Below are 23920 nucleotides of genomic sequence, written 5' to 3'. Positions count from 1 at the left end.
GATGAGCACATTCTCGCGGGACGACCGTACGACGGCTCTGCCCCAACACCTTCAGGACCTGCTTCGGCAGCGGCTGGCGGGTGCCGCGGCCGAGGCCGAGGGCGACAGCGGCATCCCCCGAGCCCCCCGCGACGGGGCGATGCCGCTGTCGCCGGCGCAGCAGCGGCTGTGGTTCGCCTACGACTTCGAGCCGGATGGCGTGGACTACAACGTCGTGCAGGCCGTGCGGCTGCGCGGAAGGCTGGACCTTGCCGCGCTGCGGCACGCGGTCGCCGGGCTGGTCGCGCGGCACGAGTCGCTGCGCACGACGTTCGACTCGGTCGACGGACGCGGCGTGCAGGTGGTGCACGTGGCGGACGAGCCGGTCGAGGTGGCCGTCGAGGACCTGTCCGGCCTGCCGGCGACCGAACGCCCGGCCGCGGTGGACCGCGTGCTCGCGGCGGAGGTGGAACGTCCGTTCGACCTGCGGCGAGGCCCCCTGTTCCGCGCAAAGGTGGTGCGCCTGGACCGGCAGGAGCACGTGCTGGTGCTCAGCTTGCACCACATCGTCTGCGACGGCTGGTCGATGGGTGTGCTCACCGGCGAGATCAACGCCCTGTACGCCGCCGCGGTGGCCGGGCACGACGCCGGGCTGCCGGAACTGTCCGTGCAGTACGCGGACTTCGCGTGCTGGCAACGTGACCGGCTCGCGAACGGCGATCTGGACACGCAGCTCGCCTACTGGCGCACGCGGCTGGACCGCCTGTCGCCGCTGGAGCTCCCGACCGACTCGCCGCGCCCGCCCGTGCGTACCTCGGCCGGCGCGGTGCACACGTTCACGATCCCCGAGACGGTGTGCTCGCGCCTCAGGCTGATCGGCCGCGAGCACGGGACCACGCTCTACATGGTGCTGGTCGCCGCCGCGCAGATCCTGTTCGCCCGCTACTCCGGTCAGCGCGACATCGCGGTCGGCACGTCGACCTCCGGGCGGCACCGGCCGGAGTTGGAGAACCTGATCGGCTTCTTCGTCAACACCGTCGTGATGCGGTGCGACGTGGACGAGTCCCGGTCGTTCGCCGAGCACCTCGGCACCGTCCGGTCGACCGCGCTCGACGCGTTCGCCAACGACGAGGTGCCGTTCCTGCGGCTGGTCGAGGCGCTGCACCCGGAGCGGGACCCGAGCCGCCCGCCGCTCGTGCAGGTGATGGTCAACCTGCACAACGCCGACGAGGGCGGGTTCGACCTGCCGGGCCTGCGGGTCGAGGAGCTCCGCCCGCCCGCGGTGATCGCGAAGATGGACGTCACGCTCGACTTCGAGGAGCGGGCCGGCGGCCTGGTCGGCTACTTCGAGTACAGCACCGACCTGTTCACGGTCGACACCATCGAGCGGATGGGCCGCGACCTCGCCCACCTGCTGGGCGACGTCGTGTCGAACCCGGTCCGTCCACTGTCGACACTCCAGGTCCAGGCCGAACCGGCATCGCTGGCCGACGGCTGGGCAGCGGCTCCGCCGCCCGCGGCGCCGGACGTGCTGGACCTGTTCGCCGAGCGGGTCCGGCACGCACCGGACGCGGTGGCCGTCGAGGCCGGCACGGACGTGATCACCTACCGGCAGCTGGACAACCGTGCCAACCAGCTCGCCCACCATCTCGCCGAGCACGGTGTCGGACCGGACGCGATGGTGGCCGTGCTCGCCGACCGCGGGATCGACCTGCTCGTCGCGATGCTGGGCGTGCTGAAGGCCGGTGGCTGCTACGTGCCGCTCGCGCCGAGCGACCCGGCCGACCGGCTGCGGTTCGTGCTGGCCGACGCCGGTGTCACGGTGTTGCTGACCCAGGAAGCCCTCCGCACCGAACTTCCCCTCACCTCGGCGCACGTCGTGTCCGTCGACGGGGACCGGCCCGAGATCGCCACCCACCCCACCACCGCGCCGGCCCGCCGGACCGGTCCGGCGAACCTCACGTACGCGATCTACACGTCCGGCTCGACCGGCGTGCCCAAGGGCGTCATGATCGAGCGCCGTCAGCTCGCCGCGTACCTCGCGAACTGCGTTCGCGACTATCCGGGCCTGGCCGGTGTCTCGCTGCTGCACTCATCGATCTCCTTCGACCTGACCGTCACCACCCTGTGGGGCCCGCTGGTCGCGGGCGGCCGGATCGTCGTCGGCGACCTGGACGGCGGCACGACCACACTGCCGGCGGGCTGGCGGCGACCGTCGTTCGCGAAGGTGACACCCGCGCACCTGGCCATCCTGCTGACCCTGCCGGACGAGCTCTCACCCGCGACGGACCTCGTGATCGGCGGCGAGGCCCTGTTCTCCGACGGCCTCCGGTCGTGGCGCGACCGCCACCCGGACGTCGGGGTGACCAACGAGTACGGTCCGACCGAGGCCACCGTCGGCTGCGTGGCGTTCCGCGCCGAGCCGGGAGCGCCGCTCGCCCAGGGCGCGGTGTCGATCGGCAAGGCCATGGGCGGGAACAGGATCGCCGTGCTGGACCGCTATCTGCGGCGGGTGCCGAGGGGCGCGGTCGGCGAGCTGTACCTGTTCGGCCCGCAGCTCGCGCGGGGCTATCACCACCGCCCCGAGCTGACCGCGCAGCGGTTCGTCGCCTCCCCGTTCGGTGTGCCCGGCGAACGCATGTACCGCACCGGTGACCTCGTCCGCTGGGGCCGGGACGGAAACCTGGAGTACCTGGGCCGCGGCGACGACCAGGTCAAGATCCGGGGCTACCGCATCGAGCTCGGCGAGGTCGAGGCCGCGGTGGCCGCGCACCCGGCGGTCGCGCAGGTCGCGGTGACCGTCCGCGAGGACCGCCCGGGTGACCGGCGCCTCGTGGCGTATGTGGTCGCCGAGGACGGCGCCGCGCCGACCGAGGACGACCTGCGCGACCACGTGGGGCGGCGGACGCCGGAGTACATGGTGCCCGCCGCGTTCGTGCCGATGACCACGCTTCCGCTGGCCGCCAGCGGAAAGGTCGACCGGGCGGCCCTGCCCGCGCCGTCCTACCAGGGCGGCACCGACGGCGCCCGGGTGGCGCCCCGCACCGACATCGAACGCACGCTCGCCGCCATCTGGGCGGACGTGCTGGCCGTCGACGTCGACCGGCTCGGCGTCGACGACAACTTCTTCGAGCTCGGCGGCGACTCGATCCAGTCGATCCTCGTGGTGTGGCAGGCCGGACGCGCCGGCCTGAAGATGACCTCCAAGCAGCTGTTCCGGGTGCAGACCATCGGCGCGCTGGCGGCCGAGATCATGGTGGCCGACGAGCCGGGCGAGGAGCACGAGCAGACCGGCGGCGACGTACCGCTGACCCCGATCCAGCGGTGGTGCTTCGCCGAGCTGACCGACAGCCTGAGCACGTTCAACCAGTCGGTCTTCCTCGAGCTGACCGGCGAGCCCGACGTGGGCGCACTGCGGGCCGCGCTCACCGCGGTGCTGGCCCGCCACGACGCGCTCGGCCTGCGGTTCGCGCAGGTCGACGGCCGCTGGCGCCAGCACCACCCGGGCGCCGCGGCGGGCGACGTGTTGCGCCACGTCGACCTGACCACAGCCCCGGCGGACGAGCAGGACACCCTGATGCGCCAGGCAATCCACGAGGCGCAGTCGGACTTCCGGCTCGACACCGGCCCGCTGCTGCGGGCCCGGCTCTTCACCCTCGGTGCTGGCCGGGCGCCCCGGCTGTTCCTCACCGTCCACCACCTGGTGGTCGACGGAGTGTCCTGGCGCATCCTGCTGTCCGATCTGGACACGGCCCACTGCCAGGCGAGCCAGGGACAGGAGATCGACCTCGGCCCGCGGACGAGCTCCTTCCAGACCTGGGCCCGCCGCCTCGACGAGCACGTGGCGGCGGGCAACCTCGACGACGACCTCGACCACTGGCGCCGCGTCGAGCAGGCCGCGGCACTGGCGCCCGCGCTGCCCGTCGACGGGGCGGGGGAGAACACCGTCGAGACAATGCGGACCGTGTCGGTCCGGATGGACGCGCACCGCACGAAGGCCCTGTCGCAGCGGGTACCCGAGCTGTACCGCACGAAGATCAACGACGTGTTGCTCAGCGCACTGAGCGCCGTGTTGGCCGACTGGACCGGCGGGGACCGGGTCGCCGTCGAGATGGAGGGCCACGGTCGCGAGGAGCTGTTCGCCGACCTCGACCTGAGCCGCACGGTCGGCTGGTTCACCACGCACTACCCCGTCGTGCTCGACGTCGACCCGGCCGAGGATTGGGGAACCATCCTGAAGTCGGTCAAGGAACAGCTGCGTGCGGTGCCCCGCAATGGTTTGAGCCACGGCGCCCTGCGTCGCCCGGACGACCCGGGGCACGCACGCCCGCAGGTGGTGTTCAACTACCTCGGCCGGATCGAGACCAGCTCCGCGCAGGCGGGTGGCCTGTACGCCGGCTGGTGCGCCAACCCCGGCACCGACCGCGCTCCCGCGCAGCGGCGTCCGGCGCTGATCGAGATCAACGCGATGGTCCGGGACGACGAACTGGAGTTCCAGCTCGCCTACTCGGCGAACCTGCACCGCGAGGAAACCGTCGCCGGGCTCGCCGACCGGCTCGTCACCGCACTGGACCGGATCGTCGAGCACTGCGCCGAACCGGGTTCGGGCGGCGCCACCCCATCGGACTTCCCGCTCGCCGACCTCGATCAGTCCACTGTGGATCGACTGGTCGGGGACGGCCGGGACGTCGAGGACATCTACCCGCTCACCCCCATGCAGAGCGGACTGCTGTTCCACTCCCTGGCCGAGAACGACCGCGACACCTACGTCAGCCACTTCGGGCTCACCCTCGACGGCGTCACCGACCTGGACGCGCTGGTCGAGGCGTGGCGGCTCACGGTGGACCGCACGCCGATCCTGCGCAGCGCCGTGGTGTGGGAGAACGTCTCGGCACCGCTGCAGGTCGTGCACCGCGACGTCCGCGTGCCCGTCACCCGCCACGACCTCCGTGGCCTGTCCGAACCGGCCAGGCAGGAGGAGACCCGCCGGCTGTGGGAGACGTACCGGAAGGAGAACCTGGACCTCACCACGGCGCCACTGCTGCGGCTGGGCGTGGTGCGGCTGACCGACACCAGCGTCCAGCTGATGATCAGCTCGCACCACATGATGCTGGACGGGTGGAGCTTCTCCGCGGTGCTGCAGGAGGTCTTCGAGCACCACGCGCGGCTGCGCGGCATCGCGACGAGCACCCCCGCGGCCCGCCGCCCGTACCGTGACTACGTCGAGTGGCTCGCCGGTCAGGACCGCGAGGCCGCGAAAGCCCACTGGCGCGGTGCCCTGGCGGGTTTCCCGGCGCCGACCCCGCTGCCGACCGAACCCGCCGGGCGCGGCGCGCACGAGGCCCAGTCCTCCCGCAAGCTCGACCTGAGGCTGTCCGTCGAGCAGTCCCGCGACCTGTCCGCCTACGCCAGGAACGCCCATGTCACGGTGAACACGCTGGTGCTCGGCGCCTGGTCGGTGCTGCTCGGGCAGTACAGCGGCGAACGCGACGTGTGCCTCGGCGCGACCGTGTTCGGCCGCCCCGAGGACCTGCCCGGCTCCGCCGGCATCGTCGGCCTGTTCGTCAACACCCTGCCGGTCCGCGTCGACGTCGCCGGCGAACACCGTCTGGCGCCGTGGTTGCGGGAGATCCAGCGAACCCAGGTCGACGCCCAGCAGTACGGGTTCGTGTCGCTGGCGCAGGTGCAGGGCTGGAGCGACGTCCCCGGCGGCAGCAACCTGTTCGACAGCATCGTGGTGTTCAAGAACTACCCGTACGACCCGGACGCCGCGCGGCGCCACGGGTTGGCGCTGGGGGAGTTCGTCGGCGACGAGCACACCAACTACCCGCTGATCCTCAACGCCTACACCGAGGACGCGCTGCACCTGACGCTGGGCTACGACCCGGGCCTGTTCGACGACGACACCATCGACGGGCTGGCCGGCCTGCTGACGACGCTGCTGGGCGCCCTGTCCACCGGCGCCGCCGAGACGGTCGCGGACCTGCCGCTGCTCACCGGCGCCGAGCGGGAACGGGTGCTGGTCGAGTGGAACGACACCACCGTGGACCACCCGGCCGGACGGTCGGTCGCGGACCTGTTCACCGCGCAGGTGAACCGCACGCCGGACGCCACCGCCCTGGTGATCGACGGCAGCGACGTCAGCTACGCCGAACTGGACGCGCGGGCCAACCGGCTCGCGCACCACCTCGTGTCGTCCGGCGCCGGACCGGACGTGCTGGTGGGTGTCTGCGTCGAGCGTGGCATCGAGATGATGGTGGCACTGCTGGCGGTTCTCAAGGCGGGCGCCGCCTACCTGCCGCTCGATCCCGCCCTCCCCGAGCAGCGGCTCGGGTTCGTGGTCCGCGACGCCGGCTGCCCGCTGGTGCTGGTTCAGGACCACCTTCGCGAACGCCTGCCGGACAGCCCGGTGCGACTGGTCGACGTCGACGTCGACGTGTCGGCCCAGCCCGTGACGCCGCCGGAAGTCGTCGTGCACCCGAAGAACCTGGCGTACGCGATGTACACGTCGGGGTCGACCGGCCTGCCCAAGGCGGTGCTCGTCGAGCACGAGGCCATCGTGAACCGGTTGCTGTGGATGCAGGCCGACTACCCGGTCGGCCCGGGTGACCGGGTGCTGCACAAGACGCCGTACACCTTCGACGTGTCCGTGTGGGAGATCTTCGGTCCGCTCATCGCCGGCGCTGCGCTCGTGGTCGCCAGGCCCGACGGCCAGCAGGACCCGGAGTACCTGGCCGGGCTGGTCCGCGACGAGCGCGTCACGACCGTTCACTTCGTGCCGCCGCTGCTGCGGGCGTTCCTCGACCAGCCGGCCGCCGCCGGGTGCACGGCGCTGCGGCAGGTCTTCTCCGGCGGCGAGCCGTTGCCGGAGCCGTTGCGGGACAAGCTGTTCGGGCTGCTCGACGTCGAGCTGTCGAACATCTACGGCCCCACCGAGACCGCGGTGGACGTGACGCACCACAGGGTCCGGCCCGGCGCTGGGCCGGCACCGATCGGCGTGCCGGTGTGGAACACCCGCGCCTACGTGCTCGACGAGTACCTGCGGCCGGTCCCGGCCGGGGTGCCCGGGGAGCTGTACCTCGCGGGAGTCCAGCTGGCGCGCGGATACCACGACCGGGTGGACCTGACGGCCGCGCGATTCGTCGCCGACCCGTTCGACACCGGGCGCCGGATGTACCGCACCGGCGATCGCGCGAGCTGGACCGCGGAGGGCGAGCTGCGGTACCTGGGCCGCACCGACCACCAGGTCAAGGTCCGCGGGTTCCGGGTCGAGCTCGGCGAGATCGAGAGCGTGCTCTCGAGGTGCCCCGGGGTCGAGCAGGTCAGCGTGATCGTCCGCGAGGACCGTCCCGGCGACCGGCGGCTGGTGGCGTACGTGGTCGGCGCCCCGAGCGGCGCGGAGCTGCGTGCGTTCCTCATCGAGCGGGTGCCCGGCTACCTGGTGCCGTCGGAGTTCGTCACGTTGGGCACGATGCCGCTGAACGCCAACGGAAAGGTGGACCGGCAGGCCCTGCCCGATCCCGGTTCGGTGGCGGCGCCGGTGGTCGACCGGCGTGCGCCGAGCACACCGGTCGAGCGCGTGCTGGCCGAGATCTGGGCCGAGGTGCTCGACCTCGAGGTGGACCGCGTCGGCGTCGAGGACAGCTTCTTCGAGCTAGGCGGTGACTCGATCGTCGGAATCCTGGTGATCTCCCGCGTGCGGGCACGTCTCGGCGTGTCCGTGTCGCCCCGCGTGCTGTTCGAGACACCGACGATCCACGACCTCGCCCGGGCGCTGACCGCCGGCGAAGCCGGACCGGCCAACCGGTCCACGGAGGAGACGATCCCGCGCGTGGCGGGCGACGGGCCGCTGCCGCTGTCGTTCGCCCAGCAGCGCCTGTGGTTCCACCACGAGTTCGCCGCGAGCGCCGAGTACAACACGGTGTTCGGGCTGCGCCTGCGTGGTGCGCTGGACGTCGACGCGCTGAACACGGCGCTGACCGGGCTGGTCACCCGCCACGAGGCACTGCGCACGACGTTCGACACCGTGGCGGGCGCCGGCGCACAGCGGATCCTGCCGCCTGCCGACGTACGAGCCCGGTTCGTCGACCTGTCCCTACCGGCCGTGAACGAGCGGGAGGCCGCGCTACACAATGAAGTGCGCCGGGAGGCGGACCGGCCGTTCGACCTGCGGACGGCGCCCGCGCTGCGGCCGCTGCTGGTCCGGCTCGACGAGCAGGACCACGTGCTGGCACTGGTGATGCACCACATCGTCACCGACGGCTGGTCGTCCGGCGTGCTGGCGACCGACCTGGCCGCCTGCTACACCGCCGCGGTGCGCGGCCGGCCGGCCGATCTGCCGCCGCTGCCGGTGCGCTACGCGGACTACGCGGTGTGGCAGCGCGAAAGGCGTTCGAGTGCCGCGTCGAACGACGACCTCGCGTACTGGCAGGACCGGCTCGACGGTATCTCGCCGCTGAACCTGCCGACCGACCGGCCGCGTCCGTCGGTCCGGGTGGCGCGGGCCGACGGCATCGTGTCCGACATCCCGCCCACCGTGCTCGACGGTCTGAAAGCGTTGGCCGGCAGGCACAACGCCTCGCTCTACATGGTGCTCGTCGCGGCCGTCAAGGTGCTGCTCGCACGCTACTGCGGGCAGGCGGACATCGCGGTCGGCACCGTGACCTCCGGCCGCGACCGCGCCGAGTTGGAACGACTGGTCGGCTTCTTCGTCAACACGGTCGTCCTTCGCACCACGGTGGACATCGCCCGGCCGTTCACGGAGTTGCTGGCCGAGGTCCGGTCGACGGTGCTCGGCGCGTTCGAGCACGACAGCGTGCCGTTCGACCGCCTGGTCGACGAGCTGCGCCCGGAACGCGAGCCGAGCCGTAACCCGCTGGCCGAGGTCATGGTGTCGATGGGCATCGACCGGCCGGGGAGCGTCGAGTTCGCCGGACTGTCCACCGAGGAGCTGTCGCTGGGTGGCGCGGACGCCGCCTACGACCTCGGCTTCGACTTCGCCGAGCACGACGGCAGGCTGGTGGCCGCGGTCAGCTACAGCACCGCCCTGTTCGAGAAGGGCACCGCGGAACGGATGGCCCGGTACCTGGCCACCCTGCTCGACGCGGTCGCGACCGACCCGGCGGCGCCGGTGGCGACGCTGCTCCACGCCGACGAGCGCGCCCTGCTGCTCGGCTGGAACGGTTCGAAGGTCGAGCACGACGACGTCCGGTGCGTGCACGAGCTGTTCGCGGACCGTGTTCGCGCCACGCCGGACGCGGTCGCGGTGCGCGACGGCCGGACCGAACTCACGTTCGCGGAACTGGAGGCCCGCGCCAACCGGCTCGCGCACCGGCTGGTGGACCTGGGCGTCGGCCCCGGCACGCTCGTCGGTGTCTGCCTCGAGCGCGACGCCGACGCGATGACCACGTTGCTGGCGGTGCTGACGGCGGGCGGCGCGTTCCTGCCGCTCGACCCGGAGTACCCGGCGCGGACGCTGAGCGAGCTGGTCGACGAGGCGGGCGTGCCGCTGGTGATCACCTCGGCGCGGCTGTGGGACCGGGTGCCCGCCACCGACGCGACCGTCATCGACCTGGAAAGCCTGCGGGGCAACGCGAACGGCGGTCCCGTCACGCCACCGCGGACCGCGGTGACGCCCGGCGACCTGGCCTACGTGGTCTACACGTCGGGTTCGACCGGCCGCCCGAAGGGCGTGATGATCGAGCACCGCAACGTGCACCACATCATGCGGGCCTGGGACAGCAGGTACGGGCTGACCGAGCTCCGCCCGCGCTGCCTGTCCGTGTCGCCGTTCGGCGTCGACCTCTTCTTCGGCGACTTCCTGCTGTCCGCGATGTTCGGCGGCGCGATGGTGATCTGCCCGCCGGAGACGCTGACGGATCCGACGGCCCTGTTGGACCTCGCCGCCGCGTCCCGGGCGCAGCTGATGGTCACCGTGCCGGGCCTGGCGAAGGCCCTGGCCCGCGAACACGAACACCGAGGGGGTCTGGCGACGCTCCGGTTGCTGCTGGTCGGTTCCGAGGGCTGGCGATCGTCGGACTGCGCGGAGATCATCCGGCGGCTCGGCCCGGACACCGGCGTCTACAACGCCTACGGCGCGACCGAGACGACAGTCGACGCCACCGCGTTCCACGCGCGTGCCGGGTCGGTCGGCGACACGGCGCTGGTGCCGATCGGCGAACCGCTGGACAACACCGCGGTCTACGTGCTCGACGAGCACCGGCGGCTGGTGCCGGTCGGCGTCACGGGAGAGCTGTACGTCGGCGGTGACTGTGTGGCCCGCGGGTACTGGCACCGCCCCGACCTGACAGCGGAACGGTTCGTGGACGACCCGTTCGCGGCGCCCGGCGGCCGGATGTACCGGACCGGCGACCTGGGGCGCTGGCGTGCCGACGGCACGCTGGAGTTCCTGGCCCGCGACGACGACCAGTTGCAGATCCGCGGGTTCCGGGTCGAGCCGGCCCAGATCGAGGCCGCGCTGGTGGCCCATCCGCGGGTCGCGCTGGCCGCGGCGAGCACGTGGCGCGATGATGCGAACCGTGTCCGGCTGGCCGGCTACGTGGTGCCGATCCCCGGCGCCACGACGGATGCCGGTGAGCTGCGGGCATTCCTGGCCGAACGGCTGCCCGGCTACGCCGTGCCGTCGGCGATAGTGCCGCTCACCGAACTGCCGATGACGCCGAGCGGCACGGTCGACCGCCGCGCGCTGCCCGCGCCAAGCCATGCCGACCTCGGCCTCGGCGAGCACGTCGCGCCGGGCAGCGAGGTCGAACGGCGACTCGTGGCGCTGTGGGCCGAGGTGCTCGGGCTGGACAGCGGCCGGGTGGGGATCCGCGACAACTTCTTCGACCTGGGCGGCGACTCCGTACTGAGCCTCCACCTGGTCTTCAAGCTCAGGCAGGCCGGGCTGCACGTCACGGCGAAGGACCTGTTCCTGCACCAGACCGTCGAGCAGTTGGCGACGGTCGTGCGGGCCGGGGAGGAGAACGCCGCCGAGCAGGACGAGGTGACCGGCGAGGTCCCGCTGACCCCCGTTCAGCACGAGTTCCTCTACGGGGAACCGGCCTCGCCGCACCACTTCACCCAGTCCGTCCTGGTCGAGCTGACCCCGGACCTCGACGACAAGGCACTGCGAACGGCGTTCGACACGCTGCTGGGCCACCACGACGCGCTGCGCATGCGGTTCGAGCACCGCGACGGCGTCTGGCGCCAGTACAACGCGCCGTTCGCACCGGCCGAGATCCTGACCGTGCACGACCTGTCCACCGTGCCCGAGCGGGACCAGCGGTCGGCGATGGACAGACTGGCCGCCGAGGCGGACGCCGGGTTCGACCTGGCGACCGGACCGCTCGTCAAGGCTCTGCTGTTCGACGTCGGCGCCGGGCAGTCGCCGTTCCTGTTCGTCACCGTGCACCACCTGGTGGTCGACGGCGTCTCCTGGCAGATCCTGATCGACGACCTGGCGACCGCCTACGGTCACGCGATCGACGGTGTGCCGGCGAGTCTCAGCACGAAGACCTCGTCGCTGCGGCAGTGGTCGCACCGGCTGGTCGAGCACGTCGCGTCCGGCGCGCTCGACGAGGAGGTGGCGTACTGGACCGGGCTGCCGCCCGCCGAACCGCTGCCGGTCGACGGCGCCGGCCCGGCGCTGATCGGCTCGACCGAGAGAGTGTCGATCTCGCTCGGCGAGGACGAGACCGACCTGCTGCTGCGCCAGGCGCCGTCGGTGTTTCGCACCAGGGTCAACGACCTGCTGCTCAGCGGCCTGGCGTGGGCGTTGACCCGGTGGACCGGGCGCGACCAGGTGCTGATCGACGTGGAGGGCCACGGCCGGGAGGCACTGTTCGACGACGTCGACCTGACCCGCACCACCGGCTGGTTCACCACCGTCTACCCGGTCGCGCTGACCGTGCCCGCCGGCGAGGACGACTGGCGCACGCTGGCCAGGTCGGTGCGCCGCCAACTCGCTGCCATCCCCGGCAACGGTCTCGGCTACGGCGCGCTGCGCCACCTCAGCCCGGCGGGGACGCCGGGCGCGGCGCTGGCGGGGCAGCCGATGCCGGACATCGTGTTCAACTACCACGGCCAGGTCGACCAGGCCATGAACGTCACGGACTCCGTGCTGTACCAACGGTTCCACGACCCGATCGGCCGGTCGCAGGCGCCCGGGGAACGCTCGTCGCACCTGCTGTCGGTCGTCGGCGGCGTGCGGGCCGGCAGGCTGGAGCTGGACTGCAACTACTCGGCCGACGTGCACGACCGCGCGACGATCACCCGGCTGGCCGAGGACTTCCTCGCCGGGCTGAGGGCGATCACCCGCCACGTCGGTGGTGATCGTCCGTGAACGCCGACCGGATCGACGCGCTGCTGGCCGAGCTGGCTGCCGAGCACCGGGTGCCGGGCGCGCAGTTGGCTCTGCGCAGGGAGAACAGCACCGTCACCGCCGAGGTGGGGGAGCAGGCCCACGGCATGGGCGGACCGGTCACCCCCGGGTCGGCCTTCCCGCTCGGCTCCCTCACCAAGCCGTTCACGGCGACGATGGCGATGATGCTGGTCGCGGACGGCGACGTCGAGCTGGACGCGCCGCTTGCCCGGTACCTGCCCGAGCTGGGCGCCGCGGCCGATCCCCGGCTGACCCTGCGGCACGTGCTGAGCCACGCCGGTGGCCTGATGTCCACAGTGGACACCGATCGTCCGGTCAGCCGCGCCCGCTGGGTGTCGCGGCACTGCCGCGAAGCCGACCTGGTGCACCCGCCGGGGGCGGTGTTCTCCTACTCCAACGCGGGTTACGTGCTGGCGGGCCACCTCGTCGAGGCCGTCACCGGCATGCGATGGGCGGAGGCCGTCGAGACGATCCTGTTGCGTCCCCTGGGAATCACGCCCGCGTTCGTGGTCGGCGAGTCCCCTCGTCCGGCCGTCCCCGGCCACACCGTCGCGACGACGGTGCGGGTCATCGACGAGCAGAACCTGCCCGAGGTGGAGGAACCGGCCGGCGCGCTGGCACTCAGCGCCGCCGACCTGGTGACGTTCGGTCGCCTGCATGTCGGCGACTCCGCGTTGCCGGACCTGCTGGCCTCCGAGACCGCGTCGGAGATGCGTCGGACCGTCGGCCTGGCCGTCGGTCCGGCCGGAATCGCCGACGACTGGACCCCCGGCTGGTCGGCCTACCGGCACGGCGCGCGAACGTGGTTCGGGCATGACGGCACCGGGACCGGCACGTCGTGTCACCTGCGGTTCGAACCGGACAGCGGCACGGTGCTCGCCCTGACCACCAACGCGAACACCGGTCTGGCGATGTGGGACGACCTGGTCACCCGGCTGCGTGCCGAGGGCATCGACGTCGGCAGCTGTTCGCTGACGTCGGTCCCCGACGCCGGACCGCCGTCGACCGGTTCCGCGGACTGCGCGGGGAAATACCGCAACGGCACCACCGAGTTCGACATCGCGGTCGAACCCGACGGCGAGCTGTACCTGATGGTCGACGGCGTCGCGCATTCGAAGCTGACCTGTTTCGACGACCTGCGTTTCACGATGCGGGAATGCGACGGCGGTCGGATGGCGTATGTCGGGCGCTTTGTCCGTGACTCGAGTTCCGGCCGTGTGGACCTGCTTCAGGTCTCCGGCCGGCTGGCCCGTAGGAGCAGGTGAACCTCATGACGACAGCGGATCTCGGGTCCGGTGTGGACGACGAGAAGACGGCGCCGGTGCCGCTTTCCCGCAACCGGAACTACAACATCCTCTGGACCAGCCAGCTGATCTCGCAGCTGGCCAGTTCGATGATCTCCATCGCCATTCCACTGCTGATTCTCGCGAACACCGGTTCCGCCCTGCAGGTCGGGGTGGCGGCCTCGGTGATCGCGGTCGCCCGCATGGTCGCCAACGTGCCGGCCGGTGTGGTCGCGGACCGGCTGGACCGCCGCCGGATCATGCTCACCTGTCAGGCGTTGCGAGCCCTGGCGATCACGAGCCTGATGGCCGCCGCGCTCGCCGGCGAGTTCTCCCTCCCGCACGTACTGATCGTCGCCGCGCTCGAGGGCGTGCTCGTCTCGGCGTTCGAACCGGCGGAAGACGCCGCGCTGCCGGGGATCGTCCCGGCCGAACAGCTGTCGGAGGCGGTCGCCCGCAACACGGCCCGCCCCTACATCGCGCACCTGCTCGGGCCGGCCGCGGCCGGTGTCGTGTTCGCGGTGCACCCGATGCTGCCGTTCGCGATCATCGCGGTCGCGCAGGCGGGGTCGTGCCTCGCACTGGTGTTCCTGCGACTGCCCCGGCCGTCCCGCGCGGACACCCCGTCCGGCGCCATCGGAGAGGACGTGCGCGGCGGCTTCCGCTGGGTGCTGGGACACAAGGTCATCAGAAGCACCCTGGCGTGGCTGGTGTTCACCCAGTTGGTGTTCAGCGCGTTGATCGTCGTCATCATCTCCGGGTCGAGCCAGTCCGACGTGAGTTCCACGGAGATCGGCTTCATGATGGCGTTCTTCGGCGCGGGCGGGATCCTGGGCGCCTCCGTCGCGTCCCGGCTCTACGAGGCGGTGCCCTCCCGGGTCATCGTCATCGGGTTCTCGTTCGTGGCGGCCGGTCTGACCGCGTTGATGGCGGCCGTGCCCGCCGGTATCCCGTTCGGTGTCGTGCTCGGTGCGACGTCGTTCTTCGTCCCGGTGACCGTCACCGCGATCATGACATACCAGATGATGGTCACTCCCGACGAGCTTCGCGGCCGGCTCAGCGGCATCGTCGGTCTCGTCACGGGTGGCGCCGGCGCGCTCGGCCCGACGATCGGTGGCCTGCTGATGGCCGACAGCGGCAGCGGTCCGACCAGCCTCCTGCTGTGCGCCGCGTGTCTGGGTGCCGTCGCACTCGGCTCGCTGTGCAGCCCGACCCTGCGCCGGTTCCCGTCGGTGCGGGGTGAAGTGGCGGGGTAACCTCCGCGGACCCTTTTGTCCGGGCGCCGAAATAGGTGCCCACCTTTTCGACAATTCGCGTTCGTTCGGTCACGTTCCGTTCAGATGCGGGAATAACAATCGCGCGTCCGCTACGCCGGAAAACCGCGTAGCGTTGGTAGAACATCGGGTCGGGGGCATCCGAGAATTGGGGGACGGTAGCGTGAGCTATCTGGATCTACCACGATTGATCTTCGACGGAGAATTCCAGGCGGACGTGTCGACGGTCAACAACATCGTGGCGAACTATGACATCGAGACATTCGACGCGGACACGTCGCCGCTGTCGTGGAACCCGGACGGCAGCGGCGCGTTCCGGCTGCTGAACTGCAAGGTGCGGGGCATAGCCGACGCCGGGGGATCGGACCACGACGACGACCCGGTCCTGACCGCGGTGATCGGCGGCTCGACCGACCGGGTGGGCGCCAAGATCGTCGATCTCGACACTCAGTGGCAGCTCTCCTCCGCATTGTGGGGCCTGCGGATCGAACTCCGCGCGGGTGACACGACGATCGTGGCGGGCGATTTCGAACCGGCCTCGTTCCGCGACCTCTGGTTCCCGCCACCGATCGGCGATCAGGCCGCCAGGGCGACCGCGCGGTTCCAGTCCGTGCTGCAGAACCTGCGGTGGGCGAAGCCGGGAGTGTCCCCGTTCGCAGACCGGTTGCGAGCGTCGACGACCGCCGGCAAGCTGTCGATCCGCCTGACCACGTTCGCGTTCTTCAACGCCGACAAGTCCGCCGCGCAGTTCGCCTTCGGCGGTGTCGTCGGCGCCATCGGTCCGTACCGTCCCCGGGAGCCGCACCGGTTCCTGACGGGCAGGCGGTTCGCGCCGATCGTGACCGAGCAGGGCCTGAACACCGCGGGCATCAACTACTTCGACGGCGTGGTCCACGACGACCGCCTCGTGGTCGACCTCGCCAACGCGATGCCGATCCTCGACGACAAGGGCAGCGTCATCGACCAGGGCGAACTGCGGCTCGGTGTGTTGCTGGACGACGCCGCCGACCAGGGTGCCACCCTCGCCGAGGGCACCGGGTTCGTCGGCCTCGGCGAGCCGCTGCCCTACCGCGCCGCCGGCTGGCTGCTCGACACCTCGGGCATCGCCAGCGTCCGGGTCCCCCGCCACGTCGACATCAGGTCCCGCCCGCTCGCGTTGCTGCGACGCGACGACAACGGCCACACCGTGGTGGTGCGGGAGACCCTGAACGGCTGGCACGTGCGGGCCGATGAACACATCCACCGTGTCGAGGCGGGCGGCACCCTGTCCACCACGGTGTACGTGATGCGGTACGGCAGTCCGGTCCACCGGGCCGAGGTGCTGCCGGAGTTGCTGCCGCCGATCGACTCGGGTTTCGAACCGGTCGTCGGCACGCCGCCGGCCGCGTTCGCGATCCAGCCGCCGCGCCCGACCGGGTTGGACGGGCAGACCACCCTGCAGGTGCGCTGCTCGGACCCGGAAACCCCGCGCGGCTACCTCGACGGCCAGATCTACCTGATGCAGCTGGGCATCGGCGGTGTCGACCTGGCCGGGCTGCGGCACAATCCGCTCGAACCGATCGCCGCGCTGGTCTTCGACCACTTCGAGATCCCGGACTGTCCGACCTGGTACGACGACATCCGGCCGATCTTCACGCAGTACGCCAACCTGTATCCGATCATGAACAAACGCCTCGTGCGGCTCGACCGGTACGAGGACGTGCGGCACCACCGCGGGATCCTGCAGTTCGCCTTCTCCCGGGACGTCGGCGACCCCAACTACATGCCGGTCACCAGGGACCTGTCGCGCGCCAAGCGCCGGATGATCCTGCGCTGGCTCGCGCTGCCCGACCTGCCGCTGGGCACCCCGCCCCCACCCGCGCCCGCCGCCAGACCGGCCGCACCGGCGCCGGTCCCGGAGGACGACGCCGTCGACCCGACCGACTCCAAGGCGCAGTTCGTCCGCAGGTACCTGCGCGCCATTCGAAGGAGCGAGCAGTGATCCAGATCGAGAGGAAGTACCTCGAGGCGGTGCGGGCGGCCGGCTCCCCGCACGAGCTGCACGAGTCGCTACAGGCCGCGGTCGTGCTGGAGCTGGCCACCATTCCGCCGTACCTCACCGCGTACTTCAGCCTCAAGCCCGGCGAGAACGGCGACGTCGGCGCCCTGGTCAGGTCGGTGGTGATCGAGGAGATGCTGCACCTGACGATCGCCGCGAACGTGCTCAACGCGGTCGGCGGCCGGCCGGTGCTCGACAGCAAGGAGGCGGTGCTGGACTACCCGTCGCCGCTGCCGATGGGCACGGTGGGCGGCCTGGTGGTCCACCTGGGACCGATGTCGATCCCGCAGACCGAGCTGTTCATGGCGATCGAGCAGCCGGAGGACCCGATCGCCGACCGCGCAGGCTCCGACGTGGTCACCATCGGCGACTTCTACGCCGCGATCATCGACAAGATCAAGGATCTCGGCGAGCCGGCGTTCGCCACCCCGTCCGCGCCACAGGTGACCGCGCCGTTCTACCCGTCGTCGCAACTGTTCGCGGTCACCGACGTGGCGTCCGCCGCGCGGGCGCTGGAGATCGTCGTCGAACAGGGCGAGGGCACCGCGACCAGCCCGGAGGACGGTGACGGCGAGGGCGACCTGGCGCATTACTACCGGTTCGCCGAGATCAGGCACGGCCGCAGGCTGGTGCCCGATCGCACAGCGCCGGAAGGCTATTCCTACACCGGCGATCCGGTCGTGTTCGACCCGTCCGGCGTACACCCGATGATCACCGACCCGGAGGTCGGGTTCTATCCGGAGGGCACGAAGGCGGGCACGCTCACCGAGCAGTTCAACCGGTCGTTCCGGCATCTTCTCGTCGCACTGCAGAAGACGTTCACCGGACACCCGTCGGCACTCGACGCCGCCATGGGAATCATGTACGAGCTGCGGTTGCTGACCATCGAGATGAGCCTGACGCCGGATCCCCGGCCCGAGCACGCGAACAACTGCGTGACGCCGTGCTGGGGGTACGGCACCCTGGACTGACGTTCTCGGCGGCACGCCCGCCCGATCGAAGTCGAAATCACTTTCAATGATGAGTAACCGGACCGGTGCCGTGATCCTGCGGCGCCGGTCCGATCTCTGGGGCGCCCTGACGACATCCGGTTCGCGCTGGCACAACTCGTGTTCCTCGCGAGGGCGTGGTGGCGTCGTAGTCGGCTGATTCGCCGGTCACACGGTGTTGGGCTGCGCGGTCGCCGTCGCGGCGACGTGAACGTTCGCGGCCCTGCCGGCACCGGTGCCGGCGCTGCTCGGCGCGGCGGTCGCGCTCGTGGCGCTGCCGGGCGCCGTCGCACTGCTCCGCCGGCGATGGCTGGCCGCCGGGGGCGTCGCCCTGCTCCTCGTCGCGGCGGTGGTACTGACCCGACCGGCCGCGCCGGCGGCGCAGTCCGCCCCCGCCCGCATCCCGTTCGCCGGCGGGCAGGCGTTCGTGGACCTCGCCGTCGCGCCGGCCAGCGCCGGTGCGAACCACGTGTACGTCACGGTGCTCGCCCGTGACGACTCGCCGGCACGCGGGGTCTCCTACACCGCCGTGCTCAACTCGCCTGGTGGCAAGGGAAAGCCGGTGTCGGTACGCGACGGCCAGGTAATGATCCCGCGCACCGGGGAGTGGGAGCTGGCGCTCACCGTCCGGCCCGCCGATGGCGCTGAGGAGACGATCTATGGCGTCGTCGACGTTGCGGACTGAACCGGCCGGTGCGGCACTGCGGTCGCTGGCGAGACGGGTGCACTTCGTCGCCGGGCTCGTGGTCGCGCCGTTCCTCCTGGTGCTGTGCCTGACCGGGCTCGTCTACGTGTTCAGCCCGCAGATCCACGACGACCTCTACCACTCGCAGCTGTACGCCGCCGACCCCGGCGGTGCGCGCCGGCCGGTCGCCGAGCAGGTCCGGGCGGCACTCACCGCGCATCCCGAGGGGCGGCTCGAGTCGGTGATCACGCCGGCCGGCGTGGACCGGACGGCCCGGGTGGACCTGTCCGTGCCGGGACTCGGCGCCGGCCAGTCCCGGTCGGTGTTCGTCGACCCGTACACCAACTACCTCTGCGGCGAGCTGACCACGACCCGCCACCTCCTGCCCGCCAACTCGTGGCTTCGCGAACTGCACAGCGACCTCCACCTCGGCGAGCCCGGCCGGCTCTACGCCGAGCTGGCCGCGTCCTGGCTGCCGGCGATCGTCGTGGCCGGGCTCGTGCTCCTGTTCGCCGGCCGGTCCCGCCGCCGGCGACCCACGGTGCGCGAGCTGCTCGTGCCCTCGTTCCGCGGGCGCGGCTGGAGCCGGCTGCGGGGCCTGCACGGCCCGCTCGGGTTGTGGCTGGCGATCGGGCTGCTGGCCGTCGCCGTCGGCGGGCTCGCCATGTCGCAGTTCGCGGGTGGCCGGGCCGACCGGAGCACGGATCCGCTGCATGCGCCCACCCTCGTCGAGAGGCCCGTGCCGGTGCCGGGCCCGAACGCCCCGGACGTCGGCATCGACCGCGTGATCAGCGCGTCGGGCCTGTCCGGCGAGCTGATCGTGACCCCGCCATCGGGCCCCGGCGACGTGTACACCGTGGTCGAGCGCACGCCTGGCCGCGACGCCGTCGCCGTCGACCCGTACACCGCGCGGGTGACGGAGCGGATCGGCTGGGCGGACTACCCGCTCGCCGCGAAGCTGCGGACGCTGGCCGTCGAGTTCCACACCGGCACGCTGTTCGGGCTCGCGAACCAGATCGTGGTCGCGGTGCTGGCGGCCGGGCTGCTCGTGCTGATCCTGCTCGGCTACCGCATGTGGTGGGTGAAGAACCCGTACCAGGGCAAATGGGCCGCGCTGCCGCCGCCGGCCTGGCGGCAGCTGCCCAGGCACCGGGTGCTGCTCGTGCTGGCCGCGCTCGCCGTCCTCGTCCGCGTGGTGCCGGTGTTCGGCGCGAGCCTGTTCGTGTTCGTGGCCGTCGACGCGGGGATCAACGCGGTCCGCGGGCGCGGTTCAACTGGCCGTGACCAACCTTTTACGTAGGGATAGCCGACGTGACCCTCGCATCAAGCAACGTTCAAGGCTTGGATATGTCCACACGCGACGCACGTAGCCTCTCCGCCGAGGCGTTGGAAGACCTGCGGCGGCGTGCCGTCGCGGCCGTCGAGTCCGGAGTGTCCCGGTCGGAGGTCGCGCGGCTCTTCGGCGTGTCACGAAAGACCGTCGGCGCGTGGGTGGCCGCCTACCAGCGCCTCGGCGACGACGCCCTGCGGCCGAAACGCCGGGGCCGCCGGCCGGGGGAGCAGCTCGCGCTGTCGCCGGCGCGGCAGGACACGACCATGCGGACGATCGTCGACGGCACGCCGGACAAGCACGGCATGCCGCACTGGCTGTGGACCCGGCAGGCGGTCGCCGAGCTGGTGAACCGGGAGTTCCGGGTGCTGCTCAGCCCGGCGACCGTGTGGAAGTACCTGGTCCGCTGGGGACTGATCACGGAGCCGCGGCTGCTCGAGGTCATGCGCGGCCGGATCACGATGACGGTGCCGGTCGCGCACACGCCGGCCGCCTGGCTGCGCAACGCGGACGCGGTGTCGCTGGCCTGGGCCCCCGGCGCGGGGGACGTCAACGTGCTGTTCGCGGTGTCGGCGCGGGGCGTCGTGTTCTTCCAGGCCCGCAGAGGACCGTTCACGACGGACGAGGTAAGCGAGTTCCTGGAGCGGTTGATGGCGCAGCTGGCCCGCGGCCTCAACGTGGTCGTGCACAGCTGGCCGCCACGCCACGGCGAGACGTTGCCACGCAACCACCCGCGCAAGGTCGCCGTCCACCTCGGTTTCGGGGTGACACGATGACCGACTTCGAGGTCCTGCTGGCCCGCAAGGAGCCGCTGGCCACCGGCGCCGTCCGGCTCACCCTGCGCCACGCGGACGGCCACCAGATGCCGCCGTGGCGCCCGGGCGCGCACGTGGACCTGGTGCTGACCAACGGTTTGGTGCGGCCGTACTCACTCTGCGGCGACCCGGCGGACCGGTCGGTGCTGCAGGTGGCCGTCCACCGGAACCCACGCGGCCGAGGCGGCTCCCGGTTCGTGCACGACGGACTGCGGCCGGGCGACCTGCTCGGCGTTCGCGGTCCACGCAACAACTTCCCGCTCGTCCCCGCGCGCAGGTACCTGTTCATCGCCGGCGGCATCGGCATCACCCCGATCCTCCCGATGATCGCGGAGGTCGACGCCCTCGGCGCGGACTGGTGCCTCGCCTACGGTGCGCGCACGAGGTCGTCGATGGCGTTCGCCGGGCACCTCGCCGAGTGGTACGGCGAGCGGGTGATGCTGCGGCCGCAGGATGAGACCGGCCGGCTCAAGCTCGACCGGCTGCTCGGCAGACCACGCCCCGGCACGGCGGTCTACTGCTGTGGTCCGGAGTCGTTGCTCGCCGCGGTGGAGGAGCACTGTCGTGCCTGGCCGCCGGGCAGCCTCCACGTGGAACGGTTCGGCCCGCGTGCCGTGACCGGCCGGGACCGCGAGGAGACGGCGTTCGAGGTGGAACTGGCCCGGTCACGGCGGAGACTGGCTGTCCCGCCGGGCAAGTCGATTCTCCGCGCGGTCGAGCAGGCGGGGGTGCCGGTGCTGTCCTCGTGCCGGGAGGGCACGTGCGGGACCTGCGAGACCCCCGTCCTCGACGGCATCCCCGACCACCGCGACTCCCTGCTCTCACAGGAGGAACGTGCCGCCGGGGACACCATCCTGATCTGCGTGTCCCGAGCCCGGGGGCGCCGGTTGGTCCTTGACTTGTAGTGCGCGCACGTCCGTGGTCGAGCAGGCATTCCTGCACTACTCCTGCCGCGGTTGGTGGTGTCGAGGACGGGGTCGGCGGGATGTGAAGATGGGTTCGTGGATGAGGGTCGGCCGGATGACGAAAGTTTGTTGATCGAGTTGGCTGCGGTCGGGCGGCCCGCGGAGGTGGTGGGCGTGGCTGGCCGGTGGCTTGCGTCCCAGCTGGGTGACGACGGGTTCAACTGGGTCAGATCGCTGGCGAAGCTGGAGCGGCGCATCGGCGGGCGCCGCGAGCAGATTCACTTGCGGAGCCCGAAGTGGAACCGGACGGGCGAGCTGATCGAGTTCGGCGCGGTGCTCAACGTCCGCGACAGCACCTTGAGGAGGTGGCGCCGCGCCAACCCGGCTCTCACCGCTTACTCCGGCGTGAATGACGACTGGCTGTGCGGGCATCCGTTGGGCGTCCTCACCGGTGCCTGGCACCGGGGGCAGGTCGACCTCACTGTTCCCGCTGCGCGCAGCGCCCAGCTCGAGGGTTTCCTGCGGCTGCTGCGCGCGGAGGCACTGCCATGGTTCGGCGGGTCGGCGGAACCGGACCGGGCCGCGACAGAGCTGCCGTTGGTAACCATCGACATGTATGTCGTCGACCTTGCCGAGTGGCTCGTCTGCCGAGGGAGCCACGACGCGGCGGCGCGACTGGTGCGGCGCTGGCTGGCTGAGAATCCGGCGCGTCGGCCGGAGTTCGAGGCTGGCCGTTCGCTTGGCGAGCGGGGCGAACGGCCGGACGTCTCGGCGGGCCAGTGGGTTAGGACGGGCTGGACTGGCGCCGTCCTGGGTCTCGTCTGACTCCGGACCGCCATCGAAGGCGTTTGATCGCTGTGCGTTTCGCTGGTTCAGGCGGTGAGCAGGGGCAGCGAGTGAAGACCGGTCTGATGGGGGTGGGGCAGGAGTCGCGGCGGTCGATCGGGATCGAGCCGCAGTCGGCGGAAGCGGTCGAGCAGGATGCTCAGTGCGACCCTGCCTTCCAACCGAGCCAACGGAGCGCCGAGGCAGAAGTGGACGCCGCGGCCGAGACCAAGGTGCGGGTTGGGATCTCGTGCGGGGTCGAAGACGTCCGGGTCGACGAACTGGCGGGCGTCCCGGTTGGCTGCCGCCAACCACACCATGACCAGTTGGTCGGCCGGGATCCGGACGTCGTCCACCTCGGCGTCGATGGTGGTGACCCGTGCGATCGCGGCGCTCGGGCTCAGGTAGCGCATCGACTCCTCGATCATGCCCGGCAGCCTCGAACGGTCCGCACGGGCAGCCGCGAGGTGCTCCGGGTGAACCCCAAGACACAGCATCGTGTTGCCCAGCAGGAGGGTCGTCGTGACGTGTCCGGCGAGCAACAGGATATGAGCGAAGTCGACCACTTGGCCGGCACTCAGCCGTCTGCCGTCGACGGAGGCTTGGACGAGGTCGGTCAGCAGGTCCGCCCTGGGGTGCCGCTGGCGCTCGGCGACCTGCTCGGCGAGGTAGTCGATGAGGTGCCCGCGGTTCTCCACGATCCGCTGCTGCAACCGAGCCCGTTCCTCATCGTGCTCGGCCAGGGAGATCGGCTGGGCGCGGGACAGGATCCCGTCGGCCCATTGTCTGAACAGGTTCTGGTCGCTGCTGGGCACGCCCAGCAGCTCGGCGATCACGGTCACCGGCAGTGGGTTCGCGAGGTCGGCGACCAGGTCGAGGTGGTCACGGCCGGCCGTCGCGTCGAGCAGCTGTCGGGTCACCTCGGCGATCCGGGGTTCCAGACCGGCGACGATCTTGGGGGTGAACACGCGGCTGACCAGCTTGCGCAGCTGGTTGTGCTCCGGCGGGTCGAGTTGGACGATGTTGCCTCTGGTCCGCGGGTCCCTGCTCTGGCCGCTCAGCAACGTGTCGGGCATCAGCCGGGTGATATCCGACGAGAAAACGAGTGGGTCGGTCAGGATTCGCAGAGTCTCCCCGTATCCGTAGACGTGCCACACACCGGTTCGCGGTTCGAACCGGACCGGTGTGTCGGGCTGTTCACCGCGTAGCCAGAATTGATGCTCGAGTGGACGCAGAGTCCCGGCGATGGCGGTCATTCGAAGCCCCTCTTACGTTCGCGGAGCCAGGTCTGGTTCGGTTCGAGCGGGTTTGCATGGTGCTGGCTGCGCCGGAATCGACGCAGCCAGACCTGGACTCACCAGACGGTCCATGCCTGCTTGTTGATTCGACGGGTGGTTATCCGGCGCAGGAGCTTC

General features: G+C 71.3%; 11 protein-coding genes. 10 read left to right on the top strand and 1 reads right to left on the bottom strand.

Annotated elements, in window-relative coordinates; genetic code table 11:
- Position 1 precedes the first annotated feature (1 nt).
- The 10 genes from VET29_RS04900 to VET29_RS04855 all read left to right on the top strand — a co-directional run bounded on the left by VET29_RS04900 (position 2) and on the right by VET29_RS04855 (position 22505).
- Positions 2–12322, top strand: a complete 12321-nt coding sequence (locus VET29_RS04900; RefSeq protein ID WP_324915156.1) for a non-ribosomal peptide synthetase — start codon at positions 2–4, stop codon at positions 12320–12322.
- A complete protein-coding gene (locus VET29_RS04895; RefSeq protein ID WP_324915154.1) occupies positions 12319–13626 on the top strand; it encodes a serine hydrolase domain-containing protein in 1308 nt (435 codons plus the stop codon). The genes VET29_RS04900 and VET29_RS04895 overlap by 4 nt, the downstream gene beginning before the upstream one ends.
- Positions 13627–13631: 5 nt before the next feature.
- The gene (locus VET29_RS04890) at positions 13632–14900 is read left to right on the top strand and encodes an MFS transporter (protein WP_324915152.1); all 1269 of its coding nucleotides are present in this window, start codon (positions 13632–13634) and stop codon (positions 14898–14900) included.
- Positions 14901–15081: 181 nt separating this feature from the next.
- A complete protein-coding gene (locus VET29_RS04885) occupies positions 15082–16899 on the top strand; it encodes a hypothetical protein (RefSeq protein WP_324915150.1) in 1818 nt (605 codons plus the stop codon).
- Positions 16896–17927, top strand: coding sequence for a ferritin-like protein (locus VET29_RS04880; RefSeq protein WP_324915148.1), 1032 nt, complete (start codon positions 16896–16898; stop codon positions 17925–17927). The genes VET29_RS04885 and VET29_RS04880 overlap by 4 nt, the downstream gene beginning before the upstream one ends.
- A gap of 253 nt (positions 17928–18180) precedes the next feature.
- On the top strand, positions 18181–18630 hold the full coding sequence (locus VET29_RS04875; protein WP_324915146.1) for a hypothetical protein: 450 nt from the start codon (positions 18181–18183) through the stop codon (positions 18628–18630).
- On the top strand, positions 18605–19930 hold the full coding sequence (locus tag VET29_RS04870) for a PepSY domain-containing protein (RefSeq protein WP_324915143.1): 1326 nt from the start codon (positions 18605–18607) through the stop codon (positions 19928–19930). The genes VET29_RS04875 and VET29_RS04870 overlap by 26 nt, the downstream gene beginning before the upstream one ends.
- A 47-nt stretch (positions 19931–19977) precedes the next feature.
- Positions 19978–20736, top strand: a complete 759-nt coding sequence (locus VET29_RS04865; protein ID WP_324915140.1) for a helix-turn-helix domain-containing protein — start codon at positions 19978–19980, stop codon at positions 20734–20736.
- Positions 20733–21680, top strand: a complete 948-nt coding sequence (locus tag VET29_RS04860; RefSeq protein WP_324915137.1) for a PDR/VanB family oxidoreductase — start codon at positions 20733–20735, stop codon at positions 21678–21680. The genes VET29_RS04865 and VET29_RS04860 overlap by 4 nt, the downstream gene beginning before the upstream one ends.
- Before the next feature lie 96 nt (positions 21681–21776).
- A complete protein-coding gene (locus tag VET29_RS04855) occupies positions 21777–22505 on the top strand; it encodes a hypothetical protein (protein ID WP_324915136.1) in 729 nt (242 codons plus the stop codon).
- A 47-nt stretch (positions 22506–22552) separates the two neighbouring features.
- On the opposite strand, the gene VET29_RS04850 is transcribed toward VET29_RS04855, so the two are convergent.
- Positions 22553–23581: a cytochrome P450 gene (locus VET29_RS04850; protein WP_414636447.1), complete on the bottom strand. Its 1029-nt coding sequence runs from the start codon at positions 23579–23581 to the stop codon at positions 22553–22555.
- Positions 23582–23920: the final 339 nt, after the last annotated feature.

This window comes from Actinophytocola sp. (assembly GCF_035634895.1).
Taxonomy (GTDB): domain Bacteria; phylum Actinomycetota; class Actinomycetes; order Mycobacteriales; family Pseudonocardiaceae; genus Actinophytocola.
This window is presented reverse-complemented; position numbering and strand designations above follow the sequence as displayed.

What these genes read in the sequence shown, in the direction of transcription:
- VET29_RS04900 (WP_324915156.1), top strand. Translation starts at nt 2, where the DNA reads ATGAGCACATTCTCGCGGGACGACCGTACGACGGCTCTGCCCCAACAC.
- VET29_RS04890 (WP_324915152.1), top strand. Translation starts at nt 13,632, where the DNA reads ATGACGACAGCGGATCTCGGGTCCGGTGTGGACGACGAGAAGACGGCG.
- VET29_RS04870 (WP_324915143.1), top strand. Translation starts at nt 18,605, where the DNA reads ATGGCGTCGTCGACGTTGCGGACTGAACCGGCCGGTGCGGCACTGCGG.
- VET29_RS04865 (WP_324915140.1), top strand. Translation starts at nt 19,978, where the DNA reads ATGTCCACACGCGACGCACGTAGCCTCTCCGCCGAGGCGTTGGAAGAC.
- VET29_RS04860 (WP_324915137.1), top strand. Translation starts at nt 20,733, where the DNA reads ATGACCGACTTCGAGGTCCTGCTGGCCCGCAAGGAGCCGCTGGCCACC.
- VET29_RS04850 (WP_414636447.1), bottom strand. Translation starts at nt 23,581, where the DNA reads ATGCCCGACACGTTGCTGAGCGGCCAGAGCAGGGACCCGCGGACCAGA.